The 23,557-nt window shown below is 40.9% G+C and carries 19 protein-coding genes and 1 CRISPR repeat array (1 of these 20 cut by a window edge); of the genes, 9 read left to right on the top strand and 10 right to left on the bottom strand.

Annotated features, from left to right (window positions below):
• Nucleotides 1–62: 62 nt before the first annotated feature.
• From hfq to I6758_RS04165, 3 genes are read right to left on the bottom strand one after another with little or no spacing between them, the layout of a single operon-like run.
• Nucleotides 63–314 carry an RNA chaperone Hfq gene (hfq, locus tag I6758_RS04175; protein WP_231038499.1) on the bottom strand — a complete coding sequence of 84 codons (252 nt, stop codon included), beginning with the start codon at nucleotides 312–314 and terminating at the stop codon, nucleotides 63–65.
• 53 nt (nucleotides 315–367) lie between these two features.
• Complete coding sequence (miaA, locus tag I6758_RS04170) at nucleotides 368–1,324, bottom strand: tRNA (adenosine(37)-N6)-dimethylallyltransferase MiaA (protein WP_196603947.1); 957 nt, start codon at nucleotides 1,322–1,324, stop codon at nucleotides 368–370.
• Nucleotides 1,324–1,998, bottom strand: coding sequence for a metal-dependent hydrolase (locus I6758_RS04165; protein ID WP_196603946.1), 675 nt, complete (start codon nucleotides 1,996–1,998; stop codon nucleotides 1,324–1,326). Before I6758_RS04165 ends, miaA begins: the two co-directional genes overlap by 1 nt.
• A gap of 111 nt (nucleotides 1,999–2,109) precedes the next feature.
• Between I6758_RS04165 and I6758_RS04160 the strand changes: the two genes are divergently transcribed.
• Nucleotides 2,110–2,832 (top strand): thiamine diphosphokinase, encoded by a 723-nt coding sequence (locus I6758_RS04160; protein ID WP_196603945.1) that lies wholly within the window; start codon nucleotides 2,110–2,112, stop codon nucleotides 2,830–2,832.
• Nucleotides 2,833–2,862: 30 nt separating this feature from the next.
• Here the strand turns inward: I6758_RS04160 and I6758_RS04155 are convergent, their stop codons facing one another.
• Entirely contained in the window at nucleotides 2,863–4,266 is a 1,404-nt protein-coding gene (locus I6758_RS04155) for an aminopeptidase (protein WP_196603944.1), read from the bottom strand.
• 204 nt (nucleotides 4,267–4,470) lie between these two features.
• Here I6758_RS04155 and I6758_RS04150 point away from each other — a divergent pair, with 204 nt between their 5' ends.
• Nucleotides 4,471–5,808 carry a threonine/serine exporter family protein gene (locus I6758_RS04150; RefSeq protein WP_231038498.1) on the top strand — a complete coding sequence of 446 codons (1,338 nt, stop codon included), beginning with the start codon at nucleotides 4,471–4,473 and terminating at the stop codon, nucleotides 5,806–5,808.
• Between the two features lie 172 nt (nucleotides 5,809–5,980).
• Here I6758_RS04150 and I6758_RS04145 read toward each other — a convergent pair whose 3' ends face one another.
• The 6 genes from I6758_RS04145 to I6758_RS04120 form a co-directional block, all read right to left on the bottom strand.
• Nucleotides 5,981–7,342 carry a PFL family protein gene (locus I6758_RS04145; protein WP_196603943.1) on the bottom strand — a complete coding sequence of 454 codons (1,362 nt, stop codon included), beginning with the start codon at nucleotides 7,340–7,342 and terminating at the stop codon, nucleotides 5,981–5,983.
• Between the two features lie 15 nt (nucleotides 7,343–7,357).
• Entirely contained in the window at nucleotides 7,358–7,627 is a 270-nt protein-coding gene (locus I6758_RS04140) for an ACT domain-containing protein (protein ID WP_196603942.1), read from the bottom strand.
• A 309-nt stretch (nucleotides 7,628–7,936) separates the two neighbouring features.
• Nucleotides 7,937–11,461: a pyruvate:ferredoxin (flavodoxin) oxidoreductase gene (gene nifJ / locus I6758_RS04135; RefSeq protein ID WP_196603941.1), complete on the bottom strand. Its 3,525-nt coding sequence runs from the start codon at nucleotides 11,459–11,461 to the stop codon at nucleotides 7,937–7,939.
• Between the two features lie 86 nt (nucleotides 11,462–11,547).
• Nucleotides 11,548–12,501, bottom strand: a complete 954-nt coding sequence (locus tag I6758_RS04130; protein WP_196603940.1) for a TIGR01212 family radical SAM protein — start codon at nucleotides 12,499–12,501, stop codon at nucleotides 11,548–11,550.
• Nucleotides 12,501–14,240: a B12-binding domain-containing radical SAM protein gene (locus I6758_RS04125; protein WP_196603939.1), complete on the bottom strand. Its 1,740-nt coding sequence runs from the start codon at nucleotides 14,238–14,240 to the stop codon at nucleotides 12,501–12,503. Before I6758_RS04125 ends, I6758_RS04130 begins: the two co-directional genes overlap by 1 nt.
• Nucleotides 14,241–14,262: 22 nt before the next feature.
• A complete protein-coding gene (locus I6758_RS04120; RefSeq protein WP_196603938.1) occupies nucleotides 14,263–14,874 on the bottom strand; it encodes a phospholipase D family nuclease in 612 nt (203 codons plus the stop codon).
• Between the two features lie 200 nt (nucleotides 14,875–15,074).
• Here I6758_RS04120 and cas3 point away from each other — a divergent pair, with 200 nt between their 5' ends.
• Genes cas3 through cas2 form a run of 7 tightly spaced genes read left to right on the top strand, consistent with a single transcriptional unit; the run spans nucleotide 15,075 to nucleotide 23,144 of the window.
• Nucleotides 15,075–17,546, top strand: a complete 2,472-nt coding sequence (gene cas3 / locus I6758_RS04115) for a CRISPR-associated helicase Cas3' (RefSeq protein WP_196603937.1) — start codon at nucleotides 15,075–15,077, stop codon at nucleotides 17,544–17,546.
• A 12-nt stretch (nucleotides 17,547–17,558) separates the two neighbouring features.
• Nucleotides 17,559–18,278 carry a type I-C CRISPR-associated protein Cas5c gene (gene cas5c, locus I6758_RS04110; protein ID WP_196603936.1) on the top strand — a complete coding sequence of 240 codons (720 nt, stop codon included), beginning with the start codon at nucleotides 17,559–17,561 and terminating at the stop codon, nucleotides 18,276–18,278.
• On the top strand, nucleotides 18,275–20,281 hold the full coding sequence (gene cas8c, locus I6758_RS04105; RefSeq protein ID WP_196603935.1) for a type I-C CRISPR-associated protein Cas8c/Csd1: 2,007 nt from the start codon (nucleotides 18,275–18,277) through the stop codon (nucleotides 20,279–20,281). The genes cas5c and cas8c overlap by 4 nt, the downstream gene beginning before the upstream one ends.
• Entirely contained in the window at nucleotides 20,262–21,170 is a 909-nt protein-coding gene (cas7c, locus tag I6758_RS04100) for a type I-C CRISPR-associated protein Cas7/Csd2 (RefSeq protein WP_196603934.1), read from the top strand. Before cas8c ends, cas7c begins: the two co-directional genes overlap by 20 nt.
• Nucleotides 21,157–21,816: a CRISPR-associated protein Cas4 gene (gene cas4 / locus I6758_RS04095; protein WP_330998019.1), complete on the top strand. Its 660-nt coding sequence runs from the start codon at nucleotides 21,157–21,159 to the stop codon at nucleotides 21,814–21,816. Before cas7c ends, cas4 begins: the two co-directional genes overlap by 14 nt.
• Nucleotides 21,813–22,844 (top strand): type I-C CRISPR-associated endonuclease Cas1c, encoded by a 1,032-nt coding sequence (cas1c, locus tag I6758_RS04090; RefSeq protein ID WP_196603933.1) that lies wholly within the window; start codon nucleotides 21,813–21,815, stop codon nucleotides 22,842–22,844. The genes cas4 and cas1c overlap by 4 nt, the downstream gene beginning before the upstream one ends.
• 9 nt (nucleotides 22,845–22,853) lie before the next feature.
• Nucleotides 22,854–23,144 (top strand): CRISPR-associated endonuclease Cas2, encoded by a 291-nt coding sequence (gene cas2 / locus I6758_RS04085; RefSeq protein WP_196603932.1) that lies wholly within the window; start codon nucleotides 22,854–22,856, stop codon nucleotides 23,142–23,144.
• A gap of 225 nt (nucleotides 23,145–23,369) precedes the next feature.
• Nucleotides 23,370–23,557: direct repeats of the CRISPR family, unit length 32 nt; unit sequence GTCGCACCCTTTATGGGTGCGTGGATTGAAAC; it runs 6,792 nt beyond the window's last position.

Below are 23,557 nucleotides of genomic sequence, written 5' to 3'. Positions count from 1 at the left end.
ATATCGCTGGCCACAAATATATGGTCAGCGATATTTTCGCGATGAAATGGTATACCGGATCTTCAAATATGAGTATCGGAATCTTTTTTTTCGGTTGTGTAATTCATAGATAAGGGATGCATTGGCGTAATTGTGGAAATAGCATGTTTATATACCAATTGCTGCTTGCCGTTGCTGTCTAATATAACGGTAAAATTGTCAAAGCCTGTCACGTTGCCGCGCAGCTGGAAGCCATTGACAAGATAAATGGTGACACTTATATTTTCCTTGCGGGCCTGGTTCAAAAAAGCATCCTGCAGATTAATAGCTTTCAATAAATTTTCCTCCCAGAATTCAACGATAATTTAGGAATATTATAATTTAATTTTTATTCGTAGTCAAATTTTTGGATTATGAATTTGTGAATTTCTTCGGCCAAGACGTCAGTTGCAGTTTTATCTGTCCAAAACCAGTTGATATAAGGCATTTTACGATACCATGTCAGCTGTCTTTTTGCAAAATGGCGTGTTGATTTTTTTATTTCATCAATGGTGCAGGAAAGATTTTTTTCTCCTGCCAGATATGCCGCCAGCTGTTTATAACCGATTGCCTGCATGGATTGGCTGGAGCGGGAAACACCGTCTTTCAGCAAACGGTCTACCTCGGAAAGCCAGCCAGACTCCATCATTACATCTACCCGTCTGTTTATTCGTTCGTATAAATCGCTTCGCTGCCGATTGAGTCCTATGATTACAGCATTATAGCGTGAGTTTCCATCTGGTGAGAATTTGTCGCGTGAGATAGTATCTTTATTGTATTCATAGACTTCCAGCGCTCGGATTATACGCCGAAAATTATTGATATGCAGTCTGGAGGCCGTGTCTGGGTCTACTTTTGCTAACATTGATAAAACATGTTCTCTGCCGTACTTTTCAGCAAGAGTTTGCAGCTGTGAACGAAGTGGAGGATTTTCCGGTGCCTGATTGAAATTATAGCCTTCAAGCAGTGATTTAATGTAGAGACCTGTACCGCCGGCTATTATGGGAATCTTATGCTGAGCGTTAAGTTTATTTATCAACGCATCTGCCTTATCGCAAAAAGAAGTGACATTGAAGGCCGCTTGAGGAGGCAGAATATCTATGAGATGATGCCGGATTTCACACAGCTCTGTCTTGCTGGGCTTCGCCGTGCCAATATCAAGTCCATTGTAGACCAGCATAGAATCGCCCGAAATGATTTCTGTGTGCAGATACTTGGCCAGCATCAAGCTGAGTTCAGTTTTTCCCACGGCAGTCGGACCGAGGATAACAATGACGCGTTTTTTCTCTTGGTTTTCTGTGACCATTATTTTATCAGTTCCATGGATTCTCCGGGAGCGACAATATGAACTTTCACTGCCGCCAAACTTTCAGCAATTTGTTTGAAGACGTTGGGATCCTGTTCAATAGCGGGCCATGTGTTGTAGTGGATGGGGATGACGTTATGCGCTCTGAGCATTTGAGCGGCACGAGCAGCGTCTTCTTTGCCCATGGTAAAATTATCTCCTATCGGCAGGATGGCATATTCTATTTTTTCTTTCGCACCGATTATCTGCATATCGGAAAATAGGGCTGTGTCTCCGGAATAATAAACAGTAGGTCCGGCGTTAAACCTTATAACAAAGCCGCATGCCAGTCCTCCGGCAACACCGCTGCTGTGAATGGCGGTGGTCATCCGGACTGAACCGAAGGGGAGAGACGTCGATCCGCCTATATTCATAGGACGGACGTTTTTTACACCTTGGCATAGATTGAGTACTTCAGGAATGGCTATCAGTGTGGCACCGGTTCTTTCGGCAATGACAGCGGCATCCCCTAAATGATCAAAGTGAGCATGGCTGACCAGGATATATTGACAATCTATATCCTGCGGATTTATATTGGTCTGTGGGTTGTCCTTAAAAAAAGGATCAACAAGGATAGTTTCCTTATCTGTATTTAAAGAGAAGCAGGAATGACCATAAAATTTGAAGTTTATCATAGTAGGCCTCCGATCTGCCGTTGATGCGGCAAGAATATTATAAATCTATAAATCATGGATAACAGAGAAAAAAAGTCGGGGACTTTTTTGTAAATATAAGGAGCAAATAATATGTCGGATAAATTTTTGATGCCTGAACTGGTTCCGGACCAAAAGAAAATGGCTGGAGACTTTAAAAAAATATTGCTTATCGCAGGGGGAAGGACACCTCATATTTCATGGATACGAAGAGCAGCCGCAGACAGAATAATATATTGTGCTGATCATGGCTTGGATATATGTATAAAAGCTGGCCTGAAGCCGGATTTCATACTCGGTGACGGAGACAGTGCAGATACGGCAAACTGGCAATGGGCAAAATCAGCAGGTGTGCCTTTTATGTCTTTTCCTTCTGATAAGGATCTAACGGATACACAGCTGGCCCTGCAAAAAATAACAGAGCGCTGTATATGCGCGGATATAATCCTGACAGGAGTATGGGGTGGGCGATTTGATCATCTGTTCAGCAGTTTGTTTTCATTATCAGGGCTCTCAAATAAAAACGTGAGGCTGTGCGCCGCTGATGATAAGGAAACACTGTTCTATTTGAAGGATGGGCATATGTCATTCCGATGCGGACAAAGGCCTCTGAGCATTTCGCTGCTGCCTTTCAGCAATGTTTGCAGGGGAGTCAGTATAAATGGGACAAAATGGCCCTTGGATAAAGTCACATTGCTGCAAAAAATGCCTTATGCGGTGAGTAATATATTGCAAGGCACCGAAGAATGTACAGTTCAGGTGGAAAAAGGTATTTTAGGCATATATTTTTGTTGGCATGATTTCGGAAAAATATAGGAAATATAACCAAAGTAATCGATAGAGTGATTATGCTTCGGCTAAAAAGGCGCTGTAGCCCTTTTTCGTTTCGTAAATATCAATTTTGCTTGTTACTTCCCATGGTGCGTGCATATTGAGCACAGCTACACCGCTGTCAATAACCTGCATGCCGTATAGTGCCATGATATAGGCAATAGTACCGCCGCCGCCTAAATCTACACGCCCAAGTTCGGAAAATTGGATATTTACTTTATGCTTGTCCATCATAGCGCGTATTTCTCCCAAATATTCAGCATTCGCATCGTTGGAACCTGATTTGCCGCGCGATCCGGTGAATTTGTTGAAAGCCATTCCCTTTCCTAAGTAGGCGATATTCTTTTTGTCGAAGGATGAAGCGTACAAGGCATCATAGCCTGATGTAACATCTGACGAAAGCATTTTAGAATTTGAGAGGCAGCGGCGCATATTCAGGTCATTGTATACACCAAGGGCATTCATCAGTTCTGCCAGTGCATTTTCAAAGAATTTTGACTGCATGCCGGTAGCGCCGACACTGCCGATCTCTTCTTTATCGACCAGCAGACAGCAGGCAGTTTTGGCAACGGTTTCTGTTTCCAGCATGGCAGCCAAAGAGGTGTAAGCGCAGACGCGGTCATCCTGACCGTAAGAGATTATCATGCTGCGGTCAATACCAAGCTCTCTTGCTCCGCCGGCGGGTACTATTTCAAGTTCAGCAGACAGCAGATCATCTTCTTCAATAGCATAAGCAGTTTTTAATATATCCAGGATATTTGCCTTTACGGAATCCTTTTCTTCTCCCTTCAGCGGCAGGGAACCAAAGAGCAGATCCAGGGATTCGCCGGTAATGACTTCAGAGGCTTTTTTTGTCATTTGTTCTTGTGCGAGATGGATGAGCAGATCTGTCACGCAAAATACGGGATCATCTTCTTTTTCGCCGATAACGATATCAATGACGGTTTTATCTTTTTTGACAACCACACCATGTATAGCCAAGGGCAGAGTCACCCACTGATATTTTTTTATGCCGCCATAATAGTGCGTGTCCAGATAGGCCAGACCGCCTTCTTCATAGAGAGGGTTTTGCTTAACATCGAGACGCGGGCTGTCAATATGCGCCCCCAGTATGGTCAAACCGTTTTCAAGCGGCTCTGTGCCGATATTGAACATGACAACAGATTTTTTCATACATACAGAATAAATTTTGTCACCGGGTTTGAGAACTTCTCTGTTGATGATCACTGTGTTGAGATCACGATAGCCTTTTTGTTCGGCCTGGCGGATTATTTCTTTTACACATTCCCGTTCTGTTTTTCCCGCGGTCAGAAAGCTTCGGTAATCATCGCAGAGAACCTGCATGTCTTTTTTTTCTTTTTTATTATATTTTTCCCAAATGGATTTCTTACTTTCTTTTTTATTTTCAGTTTTTGCCATATTCATTTCCTCCTAAATCTAATATATAATTTCATTATACTATTCATATTTTTATCTGGCAATCAAAAGCCTGTTTAATAGATGATTTTGCAAGAATTAGTCTGTCGGTGATATGAAAAAGACAATATTTGAATTTAATAGAAATTTTACCGCAATAATAATTTATTGGGAATGAAGCATAAAAAGGAAAAAGGTGGTTATACTTTGACTGAGCAAGATAATGAAAAAATGAAGCTGAAAAAGGCGGATATGGATAAGAAGATACGCCTGATTTTGCGTACAGGGCAGCTTCTGATGGAAAACGCGGCCGATACAAATAGAATAGTGAAGACAATGAAACGGACAGCCGGATACATGGATATTGCTGATGAGTACTGCAATATCCATGTTACGTACACGACTTTGATGATAAATGTGAGCATGGATGGCTATTCGATCACGAAGTTTCAAAAGTGCTGTCAGCATAATGTGAACATGGCACTGCTTGCAGGCATAAGCAGATTGTCGTGGAGAGCAATCGAAGAGGATTTTTCGCTGGACAGGTATGAAAGAGCTTTGGATAAGCTGGAGTCGCGCGATCCAAGATATACGCCTTTGATAATAATCATAGGAGCGGCGCTGGCCTGCGGCGGGGTAAGCCGTCTTTTCGGCGGTGACTGGACCGCATTTTTTTATACTGCCGTATGTGCAGCTATAGGTGTTTATCTGCGGATAAAATGTGATCGATGGCAGATAAATACTTATATGGGGATCGCTATTGCCGCCTTTGCCGCAACGGTTTGTGCGTATTTTGCCAGTTATCTTCCATATACGGATACGCCGTGGCATCCCATGCTGACCTGCGCTATTTTTATCGTTCCGGGTATTCCGCTGATAAATTCAATTGACGATTTGCTCGATAATTATATTACGGCCGGTACAACGCGGGCAATAAATACAGTTTTGATGATAGGCAGCATGAGTTTCGGTATAGTGTTTGCAATAAAGATATGTCATGTCGCTGATTTTACCGATATTGCTTTTAGTTCGGAAAATGCTTATTGGGTTTATGCAGTGGCTGCATTTATTGCCGCTGCGGGATTTTCCACTATGTTCAACGTACCGCCGCAGTTTTTATGGGTTGTCGGTCTGGGGGGCAGTATAGCTGTCTGCATACGCAATTTTTTGAATTTTGATCTGACAATGGGTCAGCCGGTCGGGACCCTTGTTGGTGCGATGGTTATAAGTTTTATTGCTATAAAGGCTGTTCATTGGTTCCATGTGCCAGCGCATGTTCTGGTGATACCTTCTGTGATTCCGTTGATGCCTGGAGTTTTTATGTACAGGCTTATGTTTGCGATCATCAATACGGATATTATGACTGAGGCAAAATTGGTGCAGGCCGTTCAAAATGGTGTCAATGCAAGCCTTGTCATATTGGCTATAGGTGTGGGAGTGGCTATCCCCAATATTTTCGCACGCAAATATATACATGAGGCCGAACAAAAAAATCTGCAGAAGGCGATAAAGAAAAGATATCTTAAGCGTCTTTTAGGTCGTTGAAAATAGGATTGTAATACTCAGAATGATAAATTTATTTTAGGTTATAAACAGCAAGTAAAAAATGAGTACCGATTTCATCTGAATAATATGCTCCATCAAAAAATTAGATTTATTAGGTCAAATTTTTTGGGGAGGGCATTTCAGAAATCGGTACTCATTATATATATTTATTTTAGTTGGTAAGGCTTCGTATAGGTGCTGGTATTCTGCCGCCTCTGGCGATAAATGCCTCAGAACTGTACTGGCTTTTAACGGGTATTATTGGGCAGCGACCCAGTAAACCGCCAAAATTGACCGAATCACCGATCTTTTTGCCGGGCACAGGGATTATTCTTACTGCCGTAGTTTTGTTATTTATCATACCTATGGCAGCTTCATCAGCTATGATAGCCGATATAGTCGCTGCCGGGACTTCTCCTTCTACGGCTATCATATCGAGGCCTACAGAACAGACGCAAGTCATTGCTTCGAGTTTTTCCAGAGAAAGGCTGCCCCTTTCTACTGCATTTATCATACCGGCATCTTCACTTACCGGAATGAAAGCTCCGCTCAGGCCGCCTACGTGTGAAGATGCCATGAGCCCGCCTTTTTTTACAGCATCGTTCAGCAGAGCAAGTGCTGCTGTTGTACCGGGTGCACCGCAGCTTTCCAGTCCCATTTCTTCCAATATATGGGCAACACTGTCCCCAACAGCGGGGGTCGGTGCCAGTGACAGATCAATAATACCGAACGGCACACCCAGCCTTTGGGACGCTTCCCGGGCAACGAGCTGCCCCACACGTGTTATTTTATAAGCAGTTTTCTTGATTGTTTCTGCTACTTCGCTGAAGTCAGCACTTTTTATGTCTTCAAGGGCATGTTTGACAACACCGGGACCGCTTACACCAACACTGACGACTTTTTCAGCTTCACTGACACCGTGGAATGCACCTGCCATGAAGGGATTATCTCCGGGAGCATTTGAAAATACAACGAGCTTAGCACAGCCGATAGCTTCACGGTCACGGGTAAGTTCAGCTGTACGTTTGATGATTTCACCCATTTCCCGCACACAGTCCATATTTATACCGGCTTTAGTGGAGCCGAGATTCACTGAAGAGCAGACTATGTCAGTGGAAGCGAGTGCTTGCGGAATGGATTTTATTAAGATCCTGTCACCGTTTGTATAGCCTTTTTCGACAAGTGCGGAGAAACCGCCAATAAAGTTTATGCCTACTTCTTTTGCGGCCTTATCCAATGCCTCCGCCACAGGAACATATGTATCTGTCTTGCAGGCTTCAGCAGCGATTGCTATAGGTGTGACTGATACACGCTTATGGATGATAGGGATGCCATATTCGCTTTCTATGTCTTCCCCCGTTTTTACAAGAAATTCAGCTGATTTTGTAATTTTATCATAAATGTTGCGGCAGAATTGTTCAATGTTCGGGTGTGCGCAGTCACGCAAGCTGATTCCCATAGTAATGGTTCTTACATCAAGCTTATTTTCCGTGATCATGCGGTTTGTTTCTATTATGTCGTTGATGGTGATCACTATATTTCCTCCAATTTAGACGTTATGCATGACATTGAAAATATCCTGATGCTGAACTTTTATGTCAAGATTTATTTCGTTACCTTTTTCTTTTAAAATATTTTGCAATTCCTGCAGCTTTATTTTGCTGTCAGTCATTTCGACGATCATGACCATGTTGAAAAAGCCTTCCATGATATTTTGGTTGATATTGAGAATATTAACATTGTTTTCGGCTAGAATATTGCTGACCATGGCGATTATTCCCACACGGTCCTTACCTACAATAGTCACTACAAGTTTCATCTGCACTGCTCCTATTCATTAAGATATTCTTGTATTATAGCATAAAAGTAAACAGTATAACACTGTTTTTGTTGGTCGGATGAGGAGAAAAAAAGGAAAAAGCCGGCAGCAGAAATTTTTTTTAAAGACTGTATCAGTATGTTTTGTAAGGAATCAGCGATACTCTAAGCAAAAAAGTATTTTTGTGAAAAATCAGATTGCAAGAACGAATGTGTATGTGAGTTAGATTTATTATGGATAATGATCTGCATATGTCAAGAAAAAATCCCCTGCAAATATTCACAGGGGATCTACAAAGATGCAATTCAATTATTTACCGGCCAGTTTTTTATAGCCAGCAAGACGTTCTTTAGCGTCTTGTTCTGTTTTTTCGAACAATAGATCAGCTGTTTCAGGGAATGACCGTTTCAAAGAGTTGTAACGAACTTCACCCATGAGGAATTCTCTAAAATCAGCAGTAGGTTCTTTGGAATCGAGATTGAACGGATTCTTTTCACCGTCGCGTAAAGCAGGGTTATAACGGTAATTAGCCCAATAACCAGCTTCAGTGGCTCGTTTTGCTTCAAGCTGGCTTTTGCCCATACCTATTTTAATGCCATGATTTATACATGGAGCATAGGCGATTATCAGGGAAGGGCCCTTGTAGCTTTCGGCTTCTACTATGGCCTTTAAAGTTTGATTTTTGTCGGCACCCATGTTAATTTGGGCAACATATACATAACCGTAAGACATAGCCATCATACCAAGGTCTTTTTTCTTAGTTTTTTTGCCTGTGGCAGCGAACTGAGCAATAGCTGCGGTAGGTGTAGCCTTAGAGGACTGACCGCCGGTATTGGAATATACTTCAGTATCCATAACGAGGACATTGATATCTTCACCGGAAGCAAGAACATGGTCAAGTCCGCCGTAGCCGATATCGTAAGCCCAGCCGTCACCGCCGAATATCCATTGCGAACGTTTTACGAAGAAATCGCGCTGATCGTAGATGCTGTTAAGCAGAGTATCAGTGCCTTTTTCTTTTATCAAAAGTGAGGTCAGCGCATCCGCACGGTCTCTGCTGCCTTCTCCGTCATCAATTTTTTCCAGCCAATCTTCAGCAGCAGCTTTCAGTTCAGGACTGACACCTTTTTCAACAGCCAGCTTAAGATTAGCAGCCAGCGTATTTCTGACAGCTTTGGTCCCAAGGTGCATGCCCAGACCATATTCAGCATTATCTTCAAACAGGGAATTAGCCCATGCGGGACCATGTCCCAGATGATTTGTCGTATAAGGCATGGATGGAGCAGCAGCACCCCAGATAGAGGAGCAGCCGGTAGCATTGGAAATCATCATGCGGTCACCGTAAAGCTGTGTCACAAGTTTTACGTAAGGTGTTTCACCGCAGCCCGCGCATGCGCCGGAAAATTCGAGCAGGGGTTTTTCAAACTGGCTGCCCTTCAAAGTTTTTTTATTGAGCGGATTTTTCTTCGGCGCAACTTTTTCCGGATCCATGGCATAATCAAAAATAGGCTGCTTAGGAGCCTGAGTATCAAAAGGCTTCATTTCCAAAGCTTTTGCCTTGGGAGCCGGACAGATCTGAGCACAATTGCCGCAGCCGCTGCAATCATAAGGAGATACAACGATACTGAAAAATGCATCTTTGACGCCGACAGCCGGTTTTATCTGCATGCCGGCAGGTGCGTTGTTCTTTTCTTCTTCATTCATAAGAACAGGACGAATAACTGCGTGCGGGCAGACAAATGCACATTGATTACACTGTATGCAATTATCCATAATCCATTCCGGTACATTTATAGCAATACCGCGTTTTTCAAATGCCGCTGTTCCGTTCGGGAATGTACCGTCCTGCATGCCTCTGCTGAACGCACTTACAGGCAGCTTGTCACCTTCCTGGCGATTCATGGGGATAAGAATATCTTTTACGAATGCAGGAACTTTCTTTTCTTCTTTCTTTTCGTCCTGAGCGTCAGCCCAGTCAGCGGGAACATTTATTTTAACTACGGCGTCTATTCCTTTATCGACGGCACCGTTGTTCATATCTACGATATTCTGACCTTTTTTACCGTAGGATTTAACAATAGCATCTTTTAAATAGCCTACAGCCTTATCTATAGGAATTATATTGGTAAGTTTGAAGAAGGCTGACTGCATTACCATATTGAAGCGACCGCCCAGTCCTAATTCCTGAGCAATTTTTACGGCATTTACCACATAGAAATTGATATTATTTTTTGCTATATATCTCCTCATATAAGCAGGAAGTTCGCTGGAAAGATTTTCTTCCGTCCAATGTGTGTTTAAAAGGAAGGAGCCTCCCGGCTTGAGACCAGCAAGAAGATCATATTTATGAACATAAGATTCCTGCGAACAGGAGATAAAATTAGCTTTATTGATAAGATATGGAGATTTTATTGGCAGCTTACCGAAACGAAGATGGGACATTGTTATCCCGCCTGATTTTTTAGAATCATAAGCAAAATACGCTTGCGCATACATATCTGTATTGTCGCCAATGATCTTGACAGCGCTTTTATTTGCACCTACAGTTCCGTCCGAGCCGAGGCCCCAGAATTTACATGCAGTTGTACCTTCCGGTGTAAAATCAAGATCCTTAGGATATTTGGGCAGAGAAGTGTGCGTTACATCATCATCAATGCTGATGGTAAAGCCATTTTTAGGAGCATCCTTTTTCAGTTCTTCATAAACTGAGAGGACATGGTCAGGTGTGACGTCTTTACCGCCCAAACCATAACGGCCTCCTACTATGACAGGAGAAATATCGCTGTCATAAAGAGCTGTTTTTACATCAAGGTATAATGGTTCGCCATGAGAACCAGGTTCTTTTGTGCGGTCAAGAACAGCAATTTTCTTGACTGTCTTAGGAATAGCAGCCAGAAGATGCTTTATAGAAAATGGGCGATAGAGGTGTACGGTCAGAATGCCTGTTTTTTCACCCTGGGAATTCAAATAATCAACAGCTTCGGTAGCGGTTTCACATACTGAACCCATAGCTATAATTATACGTTCGGCATCAGAAGCACCATGGTAGTTGAATAAATGATATTCACGGCCCGTCAGTTTGGAGATCTGTTTCATACTGTCTTCAACCATGTCAGGTATAGCGTCATAATATTTATTTACTGCTTCTCTTTCCTGAAAATAAACATCGGGGTTCTGATTGGTGCCGCGTGTTACGGGATGGTCAGGATTAAGTGCATTGTGCCGGAAAACTTCCACAGCATCCCAGTCGAGCATTTTTCCGAGATCTGAGTAATCTATCAGTTCAATTTTTTGAATTTCGTGTGATGTTCTGAAACCATCAAAAAAGTTTACAAAAGGAATGCGCCCCTTTATGGCAGTGAGATGAGCTATGGCACTCAGATCCATTACCTGCTGGACACTGCTTTCGGCAAGCATGGCACAGCCAGTCTGCCGAACGGCCATAACATCCTGATGGTCACCGAATATATTCAAGGATGATGTCGCCAGTGCGCGTGCGCTCACATGAAAGACACCGGGCAAAAGTTCGCCGGAGATTTTGTACATATTAGGAATCATAAGCAAAAGACCCTGCGATGCTGTATATGTCGTTGTCAAAGCACCAGACTGCAGAGCACCGTGGACAGTACCGGCAGCGCCTGCTTCTGACTGCATTTCGACAACATTAACTTTTTGACCAAACAGGTTCTTTACGCCTTTTGCAGCCATTTCATCAACGACTTCTGCCATTGGTGAAGACGGCGTTATAGGATAAATGGCAGCGACATCTGTAAAAGCATAGGAAACGTATGCGGCAGCTGTGTTACCATCCATGGTCTTCATTTTTTTACTCATTACATTCTCTCCCTTGTATCTATGATTGAATATACACTACGAATAAGAATAACATACGATTATAATACACCTTTTTAAAATTATTATCAATTATAACTGTTAAATTTTTTTAGAGCAGAACCGTTAAGGTAATTACAGAGTTTGCCCTGATATAAATTATTTTTTTCCATATATGAAATTATTTCATCACGTATTTTCCACCAGCCGGTGTGCCAGTTCGAAAAAAGTGTGTTCTTTTCAGGCGCGCGACCGATTAATCTCTGCAAAACAATGGAAGGTGAAAGGTACTGCAAAAAACATTCAACACGTTCTTTATATTCTCCTAGAGAAATCAAATTTATTTTTCCGTTCAGATAATCTTCGCTCATTTGAGTATTTTTTACTATATAAAGAGCATGAAGTTTAACCTGATCAATTTGCAGGGCAGACATCATCTTGGCATTTTCTATCACGTCTGTCATATCATCCCAGGGCAGGTTCAGTATAATATGTGCGCAGGTCTGCATATCATACTGCTTTATTCTCATTACCGCATCAATGAATTCAGCAAGTGTGTGACCGCGGTTTATTTTCTGCAAAGAATGATAATTGACTGTTTGCAGGCCCAGTTCAATGCAGATGTCTATATTTCGACGTTTTTTTATTTCACTGAGACGCGCCAGATAATATTCACTTATGCAGTCAGGACGGGTAGCTATGTAAAGAGCGACAACATCATCATCCTGCACAGCTTCATTTGTATATTTCTCCAGCTGTTCTGCCGGCAGATATGTATTGCTGAAATTCTGCATATAGGGTATGAATTTTTTTGCCTTATATTTGGGGATGATGTGAGCTTTATTGCTGGCAAGCTGCTGCGCAATGGACATGGAAGCGGGCAGATTTTCATAACCTGCTCCTATAGCACCGCAGAATGTACAGCCGTTTGTTCCGCATGTCCCGTCACGATTAGGGCAGGTAACGGGAAGAGCGAGAGGAAGCTTATAGACTTTTTCACCATAGCGCTGCTTCAGATAGTCGGAAAATGCATAGTAAACCATTATAATAAGTCACCTTTATCTATTGAAATTTTTTTTACACGATCCTCGCCGTAAATAAATAAGACTATGCAATGGCTTTGTTTGATGGAATGCTGATTTATAAAAACAGGAATATCAATAGAAAAATGTTCTATATGATAATTATTTTTTATTGTACGCCTGCTGATAAATTCATAACCGGGAATATATTTTTGGACTACGGCAGAATTTTTCCAAAAAGTTTCTATTTCTTTGCTGTGTTCTTTTTCACTCCAATTCAGAAAGTCTGCTTTGAATCTGCCATGATCGGAACAAATCGCGTCCAGTTTCATAAGCTCGAATAAAATTTCTATACTTACTTTTGGAAGAGAATTGACGAAGCCGGCCAAATAAGCATAAAGTGATTTTGGTGAATGTGCGGCTTTGCCCAGCCCCTTATTATACCAAAACAAAGCGAATTTAGAAAAGAAAGAAAAAGCATCATTGCTGAAGCCGTTTATAAGATAATTCAAGCTGTTTGGAAAACGGCCTGAATTGTAATAAAGTTCAAATACGTCAACAAAGATACGCAAAGTACGCATCTCTTCAGCAGATATATACGAGTTGGCAAGCACCTGGTAAGGAGCAGTATCCATAAAAGAATACTTGTGTGCGTCAACCAAATGTTCCATTGCAGATCCCTTGAGAAGTTTTAAAAAACCTACCTGCAGCATATCAGGATGCAGGGCGTACATATCATTGAAGGATTTGGTAAGCGAAGTTACATCTTCATATGGGAGCCCTATTATCAAGTCGGTGTGAACATGAATATTGCCAAAGGACAGTATACTCTTTATGTTTGTTGATATTTTCTGCCAGTTATTATGGCGGCTTACGTGCTGCAATGTCAGAGGATTAGTGGATTGAATGCCGATTTCCAGCTGCACGCGTCCCGGCGGCATTTTCCGGAGTAAAATCAAAACGTCATCATCAATATAATCAATAGCTGTTTCAAAATGGAAATTTGTGCGGCAATTTTGTTTGCTGATAAATTCAAGAATCGGTAAAAAGTGTTTTTTATCAGCATTGAATGTTCTGTCGACAAATTTTATCTGGCGGACGTTATGCCTGACAAAAAAAGCAAGCTCAGGCAATACTTTATCCAGAGAACGGTAGCGTACACCTTTTGTAGCACAGGACAGACAATATTTGCAGGAAAACGGGCAGCCTCGGGAGCTTTCGTAATATATTATCCGATTGTCAAGCGTTTTAATATCCTCGTCCGCATAAGGAAAAGGCAATTTATCCATATCTGCAAAAACTACAGGGAGGCTTGTTTCAATACCGTTTAATGTTTTCTGCGCCAATCCGGGAATATCGGTCGTGTTTTTTCCGGCAATAAGGCGGCACAGTAATTCATGCAGTGTTTCTTCTCCTTCTCCCCGGATCACATAGTCGATTGCAGGGAGCTGTTCCATCATTTCTTTCGTACCATAAGAGATTTCGGGCCCGCCGCAGATTATTATCACATGCGGCAGCAGCTTTTTGATTAACGGCAGCAGTTCTTTGATCAATTCTATGTTCCATATATAGCATTCTACACCCAAAATATCGGGCCTTTTGTCAAAAATTTGGTCAGCTATATCCAGAAGATGATTATTTATTGTAAACTCACATAGTTCTATGTTTAAGGGAAGATCGCTGCAGCAGCTTTTCAGATAACGCATGGAAAGGGAAGAATGTATATATTTAGCATTTATGGCCGTTAATAAAAGTTTCATCAGAAGCCTCTCTTCTTTATATTCAGGAATTGTAATTCTGGGCGGCATCCCAGCGCCAGAGCCAGTTTTTCAAATAAAGTGCGGTCAACTCTTTGTTTCCGTGAATGATTAAGAGATTTTCTGCATTTTTTTCTTCCGCCGACTTAGTAAAATTAAATGAACCGGTAATGACAGTTTGGTCATCGATAATCATTATTTTGCTGTGAGCTATCTGAAAATCATTATCTATTTTGACGGGGATGGAGTTGTCGGCAAAAAATTTTGCTGAGGAATATTTGTCAGTACGCTGGCTTTTATCAAGAATGACTTTTACGTCTATGCCACGTTTTTTTGCGTTCAACAGAGATCTGGCTATCTGACTGTTGGTAAAAATGTAAGCCTGAACATTGATTGAAGTTTTTGCTTTGTTTATCGTCTTTATCACAGCTTCAGCCGCCCCGCCGCCCGGGCTGAATGCTACCTCAATGGTACCCGTTCCTTCTACTGTATTGGGCTGGCTCAGCTCTGTCGGCAGGACAGCAGAATTTCCGGCAGATACCTTTTTAGCCGGAGTATTTTTTTGAATGCAGCCGGTGATAAAGCCTGCGGCAAATATAAGACAGATCGAAAAAACAATAAGACTTTTCTTCAGCATGAAAACTCATCCTTTATAAATTGTGTTTCTATATATTATAATATTTGCCGGACTTATGCAAAAGAAATGTTTTTGGAAGTTATTTTTTAATTTAAAAGGAGTTTTAATAGCAGACATAAAATTTATATGATAAACATTATAATGCTGATTTTTGGATAAAAAGATTTGATTCATTTTGAAAAATAATTATAGAGGTAATAATGGAAAGTATTGCACATATTAGAAATGAAAATAATGAGATGCAGAGTGTACGTGAACACAGTTGGAATACGGCAGATTTTGCCGAACATTTTGCTGCAAATCTGGGGCTGTCAATGACAGGCAGGCTTATGGGCATACTGCATGATATGGGGAAATTATGCGAAAGCTTTCGTGCATATATTATTGTCAGTCACGAAAATACCACGTCATTAAAAAGTGGGCAAAAGATAGATCATTCAACAGCCGCGGCAAAATATATATATGCTAAGTATCATAACGGTTCAGATGAAGAAAGCTTAGCCAGTGAATGGCTGTCTATGGCACTCCTTTCGCATCATACCGGTTTGGAAAATTTCATAGGGCAGAACGGGTCATCTCACTTCTTGGATCGTGTACTGAATAAAGATTTACCGTATTATGATGAAGTATTGAGTAATTTTTTTGAAGAAATAATTTCGGAAGAAAAATTCAAAGCTTTATTTCAAAATGCTGCACATGAGATAGCTGCGTTAAATAATAAAATCACGGGTTTTGCCGATGAAGAAACAGATGAAGCACGTCAAGGTGAAGTATATTATTTTTATACAGGTATGGCGATAAAAATGATATTTAGTATGCTGATTGACGCGGATCGCCTGGATACAGCGAATTTTATGGCAGAAAAGCATTTTGAACGTTCTTGGGACCTTGAAAACATATGGAAAGAATTTGCTGCGCGGTTGCAAGTACACCTGGATGCTATCCCCAGGGAAACTGATCTCAAAAAACAGCAGATCGTTAAGGCGCGGCAAAAGATCAGTGATGACTGCATTGCCTTTGCCGTACATGAACCGGGGATTTATAAGCTGAGTGTGCCTACAGGCAGTGGAAAAACCCTGGCCAGTATGCGCTTTGCCTTAGAACATGCGCATAAATGGCATAAAAAGCGTATTCTCGTTGTAATACCGTATACTTCAATTATAGATCAAAACGCGCGGGAGATACGAAACATTTTTGCGATGGATGATGCAATCCTAGAACATCATTCAAATGTAATAGAGAATGTTGATCTTGATAAATCCAGAGAAGATAAAATTGTCATGAATGAGGACGACGGCTATTCTGATCAGGCAGAGCTGCGGCGCTCAATGACAGAGCGATGGGATGTACCAGTGATTTTTACGACACAGGTGCAGTTGTTAAATACATTATTTGCCGGAGGGACAAAATCAATCAGACGGCTGCATGCATTAGAGGACAGTATTATTATTTTTGATGAGATACAGACACTGCCGGTCAAGTGTAGTTTTTTGTTCAATGAAGCTTTGAATTTTTTAAATCGGTTTTGTAATACCACAGTGGTACTTTGTACAGCTACACAGCCTGAACTTGGTAATATAGAAATTCCAATACACTATTCCAAGCCACCGGAAATGGTTGATAATTTAGATAGTATTTTTGCTGCTTTTAAGCGGGTACGATTAGAGAATATCTGTGTTCCCGGAGGTCATGAGATAGGGGAAATAGCTGCTATGATTTGGCAGGACACACTTGAGCGCGGGACAGTGCTGTGTATAGCCAATACCACTTCTATGGCAAGGCTGCTTTATGAACATCTGCAAAAGCACGCAGAAGAAAGTGAAGAGACGATACTGCTTGTCCATCTGAGCACAAAAATGTGTCCGGCTCATCGAAAATTGCTCTTGGATAAATTGCGTAAAGCTCTGAACTCACCCGACCATTTTAAAGTGATTTGTGTAAGTACGCAGCTCATAGAAGCCGGTGTGGATATCTCCTTTAGTACAGTGTATCGGGCGTTGGCAGGCTTTTCTTCGATCGCACAAGCGGCAGGACGATGTAATCGCCATGGTGAAAGCTCATATGGTGTTGTTAAAATATTTAATATTCAAGGTGAACAGCTCCTTTATTTAGAGGATATCCGAAAAGGTGCACAAGCCGCTATGGATTTACTGCAGCGAATAAAAGCCGAAGACATTTTATCGCCTGAAATAATGAAGCAATATTTCGCGGCATATTATCATAGCAGAGAAGAACAGCTGCGCTATCGTTTAAAATCCGGCCAAAATTTATATGATGCCCTATCTTTCAACAATGCCGGAAAGAATAATTGCCTCGAAGAAAAATATAGGACTGAATACCTTTGTAATATGCAGGCTTTCCGTGATGCCGGCAGAGCATTTCAGGTAATTGATACACAGACTATAGGTGTGTTGGTGCCATACGGTGAGAAAGGTCATAAATTGGCAGTGTCGATGAACAGCCAATTTTATGATAAGGCAGAATTTTATAATAAGCTGAAAGAAGCCCAGCAATATATGGTTAATTTGTTTTCGTATGAATTAAGGCATCTGGCAGATTGCGGAGCAATCGGACAGACCGAATACGGTGTGCTTATTTTGCGTGATGAATTCTACGATGAAGGAATCGGCGTAAAACTGGAAATGCAGAAAAATGATTTTATTTCTATTTAAGGAGGTGAGAAAATGCGCAATGAAATTCAGTTTAAAGTTTATGGACGTATGGCATTATTTACAGATCCGCTTACTAAAGTCGGAGGAGAAAAGGCTTCTTACGCAGTCCCTACGTATCAGGCTATAAAAGGAATTACGGAAAGCATATACTGGAAGCCTACCATTATTTGGTATATTGATGAAATCAGAATAATGAATGAGATATGTACTCAATCTCGTGGTGTTAAACCACTCAAATACAATGAGGCGGGCAATGATCTGGCAATTTATAAATATCTGAGTGATGTAGAATACGAGGTGAAGGCTCATCTTGAATTTAATCTGCACCGTACGGATATGGCACAGGATCGCAACGAAAATAAGCATCACAATATTGCTAAACGTATGGTTGAGCATGGCGGGCGCAGAGATATCTTTCTTGGAACACGTGAATGTCAGGGATATGTGGAACCTGTGTCATACGGTGTTAAGAAAAGCTTTTATGAAGAAAAGGGAAGCATTCCTTTGGGAACAATGTTTCATGGCTTCAACTATATCGACGAAACTGGCGGAGCTTTACTGCAGGTGCGACTGTGGCAGGCTGTTATGGAAGATGGGATCATCCATTTCCCACGACCGGAAAAATGTACTATAGTAAAGAATATACGTAAAACGGCAGTAAAGCATTTTGATAAAAACAATGTACGATTTGTTGATGAGGAATATGCTGATATGGAAGGAGGCAGATTATGAGCTGGATGAACGAACTGGTTAAAACTTATGATGATAATGCTGCATTCGCTGGTTCATATAATGTGCAGGGGAAAAGATTTGTCCTGCCCCCGATCGGGCATATGGTCCAAAATGCTCAAATTGAAGTTACAGTGGATGCAGCCGGAAAGCTTTGTCGGGCAGAAACAATCATCAAGGAAGAACAGCCGACACTTATTCCTTGCACATTGGATTCTGCATCTCGAACATCAAAGCCCGCACCACATCCACTGCATGATAATCTGCATTATATTGCCAGAGATTTCGATCAGTATAGTAAAAAAACATCTAAAAAAGATGAAAAACCATACACATTGTATTTGAAATTATTGGAGTCATGGGTTACTTCTCCTTATACGCATCCTAAAATACAGGCAGTATATAAGTATATATCAGAGCACGATCTCATAAATGATTTGCTAGAACAAAAAATACTTTACAAAGATGATACCGGCAATATTATGCAAAAGTGGCCATACAAGGATTTAGAAAAACCACCGATTTTTCAGGTTGTCCCCGGCGATATACTGAAGGCTTTTGTCCGCTTTCGTGTACTGATAGAGGGTGACACTGAACCGGATCTGTGGAAGGATATGGGTTTGCAGCGGCTATATATCAAATTTAGCAATGAGTATCTTATGAACAAAAAAGACATTTGTTTTGTCACGGGCAGATCAATGTTTTGTGCAGAAAAACATAATAAGGGGATACGCTTTCCCGGTGACGGTGCAAAGCTTATTTCCAGTAACGATAATGCTGGATTCACCTTTCGCGGACGTTTTGAAACAGGTGCAGAGTGTGTAACAGTAGGATACGAAACTTCACAAAAAGCAATGAATACGCTTAACTGGCTTATTCGTAATCAGGGAAGTAATATTAATGGACGAATATTTCTTGCCTGGGGGAGAAAGGAACTACCGCAGATTTTTACAGATACGGAAAGACTGCTTTCTCGCAGGAAATACAGCGGTACCCAAAAATATTCAGACACGATGAAGGGGTTTGCTGAGAAACTCAATGCGGAACTTGCCGGTTATAAAAGCGAACTTCCCGAAGTGGAAAGAGTCAATATCATGGTGCTTGATGCTGCCACACCAGGACGGCTTTCCATCTGCTTATATTATGAAATGGCTCAAAATGACTTCATTCAGCGTATACAAGAATGGCATATCGCAGGGGCATGGAGACAAAATAAATATGACAGCGAAACAAAAAAAAGAATGAGGTATATAGGTGTGCCTCTGCCAAAACAGCTGGTACAGGCCTCTTACGGAGATAATACTAGTGAAAGCAAGATGAAAATGTCGGTAGAACGACTGTTTTTCTGTATTATTCAAGGCAAAATCATACCGCTGGATATGATGCGTTCTGCTGTTAACCGTGTACTAAAACGTTCTGTTATGGCGGTGAGTGATGAATATTATAACTGGCAGCAGCTGATACAGGCTGCCTGTACAATGATACGTAATCGCAGCTGGTATGAGTCAAAAAATAAAACAACAGGGTCAGATAATATCGAAATAGAAAGGACGGGATATACAATGGCATTGGATACCGAAAACCGGGACAGATCGTATCTTTATGGAAGATTGCTGGCCGTAGCAGATAAAATTGAAAGATCAACCTTTGAAAAGAATAATGAACGATTGACGAACGCATTAAAATATATGAGTGCATTTGCCGAAAATCCGTTTAAAATATGGAAAACAATACGGATGAAGCTGATCCCTTATCAAGAAAAAGCTTTGCGTTATAATAAGCGTGATATACGACTGCTGCATGAAATTGCAGATTTATTTGATCCTAATGAATTTGCAGCAAATGAACCGCTAAACAGCAAATTCTTATTAGGCTTTGATTGCCAAAGCTATGTATTTGATAAAGAACGTGAAGCAAATATATTGGCAAAGCAGCAGAAAAATGCACAGTCATCGAATATAAACATTGTAAAAGGAGAGAATGATAATGGGGATATTAACAAATAAAATTGATTTTATTGGATTTATCACAGTACAGAGAGCAAATCCGAACGGAGACCCAATCAATGGTAATCAGCCCCGTACTAATTACGATAATTATGGGGAGATTTCGGATGTATGCATCAAGCGAAAAGTACGTAACCGCCTGCAGGATATGAAAGAAAAAATCGTTGTTATGTCTGATGAGCGCAATGATGATGGCTATGACAGTATTCGTTCGCGCGTGGAAGGTAATCCGACAATGGAAAAAATTTTAAAAATGAAAGAAAAAGAAGCAAACCGTACGAGACTTTTTGCCGATGAAGCATGCAAGATATGGATAGATGTGCGGGCTTTCGGGCAAGTGTTTGCTCTAAAGAAAGGGACGAATGTCGATGCTGTATCGGTCGGTGTACGCGGACCGGTATCTATACACACGGCAGTCAGCCTGGACCCGGTACTTACGACAAGTATGCAGATCACCAAAAGCGTCAATGGAGAACCTGGCGATAAGAAGGGTTCTGATACCATGGGTATGAAGCATCGAGTTGAGTTTGGCTTGTATAAGCTTGTGGGCAGCATAAATGTGCAGTTAGCTGAAAAAACAGGATTTAGTGAAGCAGATGCCGAAAAAATAAAAAAAGCACTCGTTACATTATTTGAAAATGACGCTTCGTCTGCACGTCCAGAAGGCAGTATTGAAATGTCCAGATTTTATTGGATACAGCATGATAATAAGACTGGGAGATTGTCCTCAGCAAAAGTTCATAGGAGTATGTATACAGAAAAGAAAGATAATGTAGAATTACCGAGAAAATTTGAAGACTATATTATCAATGATGAATTCCTGCGCAAAACAGATGGAATTACAATTGAGATGTATGAAGATGGCATGCTAAAAAATGATGGTTTATGAAGAAGATAAGTATCTCCAAATAGCTGAAATTCAACATTTTGCCTATTGTCCGCGGCAATGGGCAATTGCCTATTTGGAAAACCAGTGGCAGGAGAATGTTTTAACTGTAGAAGGACATGCATTGCATGACAGGGCACATGATGAAAGCATAAAGGAAAAACGCAAAAATTGCATTACAGTCCGTGGCATGCCAGTCATGTCGCGTGAACTGGGTATTTGTGGTACCTGTGATGTGGTTGAGTTCATAGCTGATAAAACAGGGATATCAATTCCGTCTTATCAGGGGAAATATCGGATAGTACCAATAGAGTATAAACGCGGACGGCCAAAAGAAGGCGAAGAAGATTTGCTGCAGCTGACAGTACAGTCTATGTGTCTGGAAGAAATGCTGGCGGTGGATATTCCCGTTGGATTCTTCTATTATGCTGAGATTCGTCGTCGTATGAAAGTTTTATTCGATGAGACAATAAAAGAACATGTTCGCGAGATGCTGCGGCAAATGAGGGACTATCTTAAACGCAGCTATACGCCACTGGTAAAGAAACGAAAGGGATGTGCAAATTGCTCAGTAAAGGATATCTGTATACCTAAATTGAACAAAAAGAAATCAGCTCAATTTTATATAAAAAGGAGGCTGGAGGAATGAAGCCTCTCTTAAACACACTTTTTGTGAACCAGGATACAGCATATTTATCACTTGATGGAGAGAATATTGTAGTATTAAAAGATGATAAAATACTGGGGCGATTTCCCTTGCATAATTTTGAACAAATCACTACTTTCGGTTATACTGGGGCTAGTCCGGCATTAATGAAAAAATGTGCAGAAAAAAATATTGCTTTGAATTTTATGACACCAGAAGGCCGTTTTATGGCAAGAGTAATCGGCAAAACAAATGGAAATGTGCTGCTGCGCAAGGAACAGTACAGATGGGCAGATAGTGAGGATAACAGCCTGAATCTGGCAAAATGCTTTATCGCAGGAAAGTTGTATAATAGTAAATGGGTTTTGGAACGGACTAAGCGAGACCATCCCATGCGGGTAGCTGTCGATAAATTACAAAAGGCCATCGATCATATACAAGAACAAATGCAGCATATATTAGCGGCAAAAGATATGGACGAATTACGGGGAATAGAGGGCAAAGCAGCAGTTCTTTATTTTTCTGTTTTTGATGACATGATTCTCAATCAAAAAGAAAATTTTTTCTTTAAGGAAAGAAATAAAAGGCCACCGTTAGATAATATGAACTGTTTACTATCCTTCATTTATGCGCTTTTGGCAAATGATATTGCAAGTGCTTTAGAAGGTGTCGGACTTGATTCATACGTTGGTTTTCTTCATCGTGACAGACCGGGACGTCAGTCTTTAGCCTTTGATATGATGGAAGAGTTTCGTCCAATTTTAGCAGATAGAGTAGCAGTAACCATGGTAAATAGGAAAAAAATTACTGAAAATGGCTTTATACAAAAAGAAAATGGTGCTGTTCTGATGACAGACGATGCACGGAAGCTAGTACTTGAAGCATGGCATGCACATAAAGAAGAACAGATAACGCATCCTTTTTTAGAGGAAAAAATAAAATGGGGACTGGTTCCACATGTACAGGCAATTTTGCTTGCTAGGTGTATTCGTAATGACCTGGATACTTATCCACCATTTCTATGGAAGTAGGTAATAGTTATGTTTGTCTTAATCACATACGATATTTCTACTGTAGATGAGAAAGGTAAAAGACGCTTGCGCAAAGTAGCTAAGATATGTGTAAATTTTGGACAAAGAGTACAAAATTCTGTGTTTGAATGTAAAATTGACCCCGCGCAGTGCAAAAAAATCGAAATTGATCTCGAAAAAATTATAGACCCCAAGCAGGATAGTTTACGATTTTACTATTTGGGCAGTTCAAAAGGAGCAAAAGTGAAACATATAGGAGTTAGAGTCTCTTATGATATTGAAGGCCCTATTATTATTTAGTGCGAAAGGTAAGTAAACAGAAAAAACGCATGCTTTTTAAGCATAAAAATGAATTTTAGATTCTACAAAATTCATTTTCAAAACTATATTACGAATTTAAAGGATTATATCCGATAAATTCGGGCAAAAAAGCTGATTATTTAAATTTTTCTTGTAGTATCTCGTATATACTAATTATAGATTAGTTTGTTATAATTAAAAAAGATAATAATCGATTTTTTTGCTGTCGCACCCTTTATGGGTGCGTGGATTGAAACATTTCCGGCTTGCTGGCTGCCTGTCGGTGCCGTCGTCGCACCCTTTATGGGTGCGTGGATTGAAACGTATTTCAACAGCCAACGAATACACGCGCTGTTTGTCGCACCCTTTATGGGTGCGTGGATTGAAACATTTCATCCGATTTTTTCCCGCCG

This window comes from Pectinatus haikarae (assembly GCF_015732185.1).
GTDB classification, from domain to species: Bacteria; Bacillota; Negativicutes; order Selenomonadales; family Selenomonadaceae; genus Pectinatus; species Pectinatus haikarae.
The sequence above is the reverse complement of the archived record's forward strand: the minus strand, read 5'-3'. Positions and strand labels throughout refer to the sequence as shown.

Bases quoted from the DNA above. Each gene is read 5' to 3' on its own strand.
- cas3 (WP_196603937.1), top strand. From the start codon at position 15,075: ATGGAAAGTATTGCACATATTAGAAATGAAAATAATGAGATGCAGAGT.
- cas4 (WP_330998019.1), top strand. From the start codon at position 21,157: ATGATGGTTTATGAAGAAGATAAGTATCTCCAAATAGCTGAAATTCAA.
- I6758_RS04155 (WP_196603944.1), bottom strand. From the start codon at position 4,266: ATGGCAAAAACTGAAAATAAAAAAGAAAGTAAGAAATCCATTTGGGAA.
- miaA (WP_196603947.1), bottom strand. From the start codon at position 1,324: ATGGTCACAGAAAACCAAGAGAAAAAACGCGTCATTGTTATCCTCGGT.
- I6758_RS04165 (WP_196603946.1), bottom strand. From the start codon at position 1,998: ATGATAAACTTCAAATTTTATGGTCATTCCTGCTTCTCTTTAAATACA.
- nifJ (WP_196603941.1), bottom strand. From the start codon at position 11,461: ATGAGTAAAAAAATGAAGACCATGGATGGTAACACAGCTGCCGCATAC.
- I6758_RS04125 (WP_196603939.1), bottom strand. From the start codon at position 14,240: ATGAAACTTTTATTAACGGCCATAAATGCTAAATATATACATTCTTCC.
- cas5c (WP_196603936.1), top strand. From the start codon at position 17,559: ATGCGCAATGAAATTCAGTTTAAAGTTTATGGACGTATGGCATTATTT.
- I6758_RS04120 (WP_196603938.1), bottom strand. From the start codon at position 14,874: ATGCTGAAGAAAAGTCTTATTGTTTTTTCGATCTGTCTTATATTTGCC.
- cas7c (WP_196603934.1), top strand. From the start codon at position 20,262: ATGGGGATATTAACAAATAAAATTGATTTTATTGGATTTATCACAGTA.
- cas2 (WP_196603932.1), top strand. From the start codon at position 22,854: ATGTTTGTCTTAATCACATACGATATTTCTACTGTAGATGAGAAAGGT.
- cas8c (WP_196603935.1), top strand. From the start codon at position 18,275: ATGAGCTGGATGAACGAACTGGTTAAAACTTATGATGATAATGCTGCA.
- I6758_RS04130 (WP_196603940.1), bottom strand. From the start codon at position 12,501: ATGGTTTACTATGCATTTTCCGACTATCTGAAGCAGCGCTATGGTGAA.
- cas1c (WP_196603933.1), top strand. From the start codon at position 21,813: ATGAAGCCTCTCTTAAACACACTTTTTGTGAACCAGGATACAGCATAT.
- I6758_RS04160 (WP_196603945.1), top strand. From the start codon at position 2,110: ATGTCGGATAAATTTTTGATGCCTGAACTGGTTCCGGACCAAAAGAAA.
- I6758_RS04140 (WP_196603942.1), bottom strand. From the start codon at position 7,627: ATGAAACTTGTAGTGACTATTGTAGGTAAGGACCGTGTGGGAATAATC.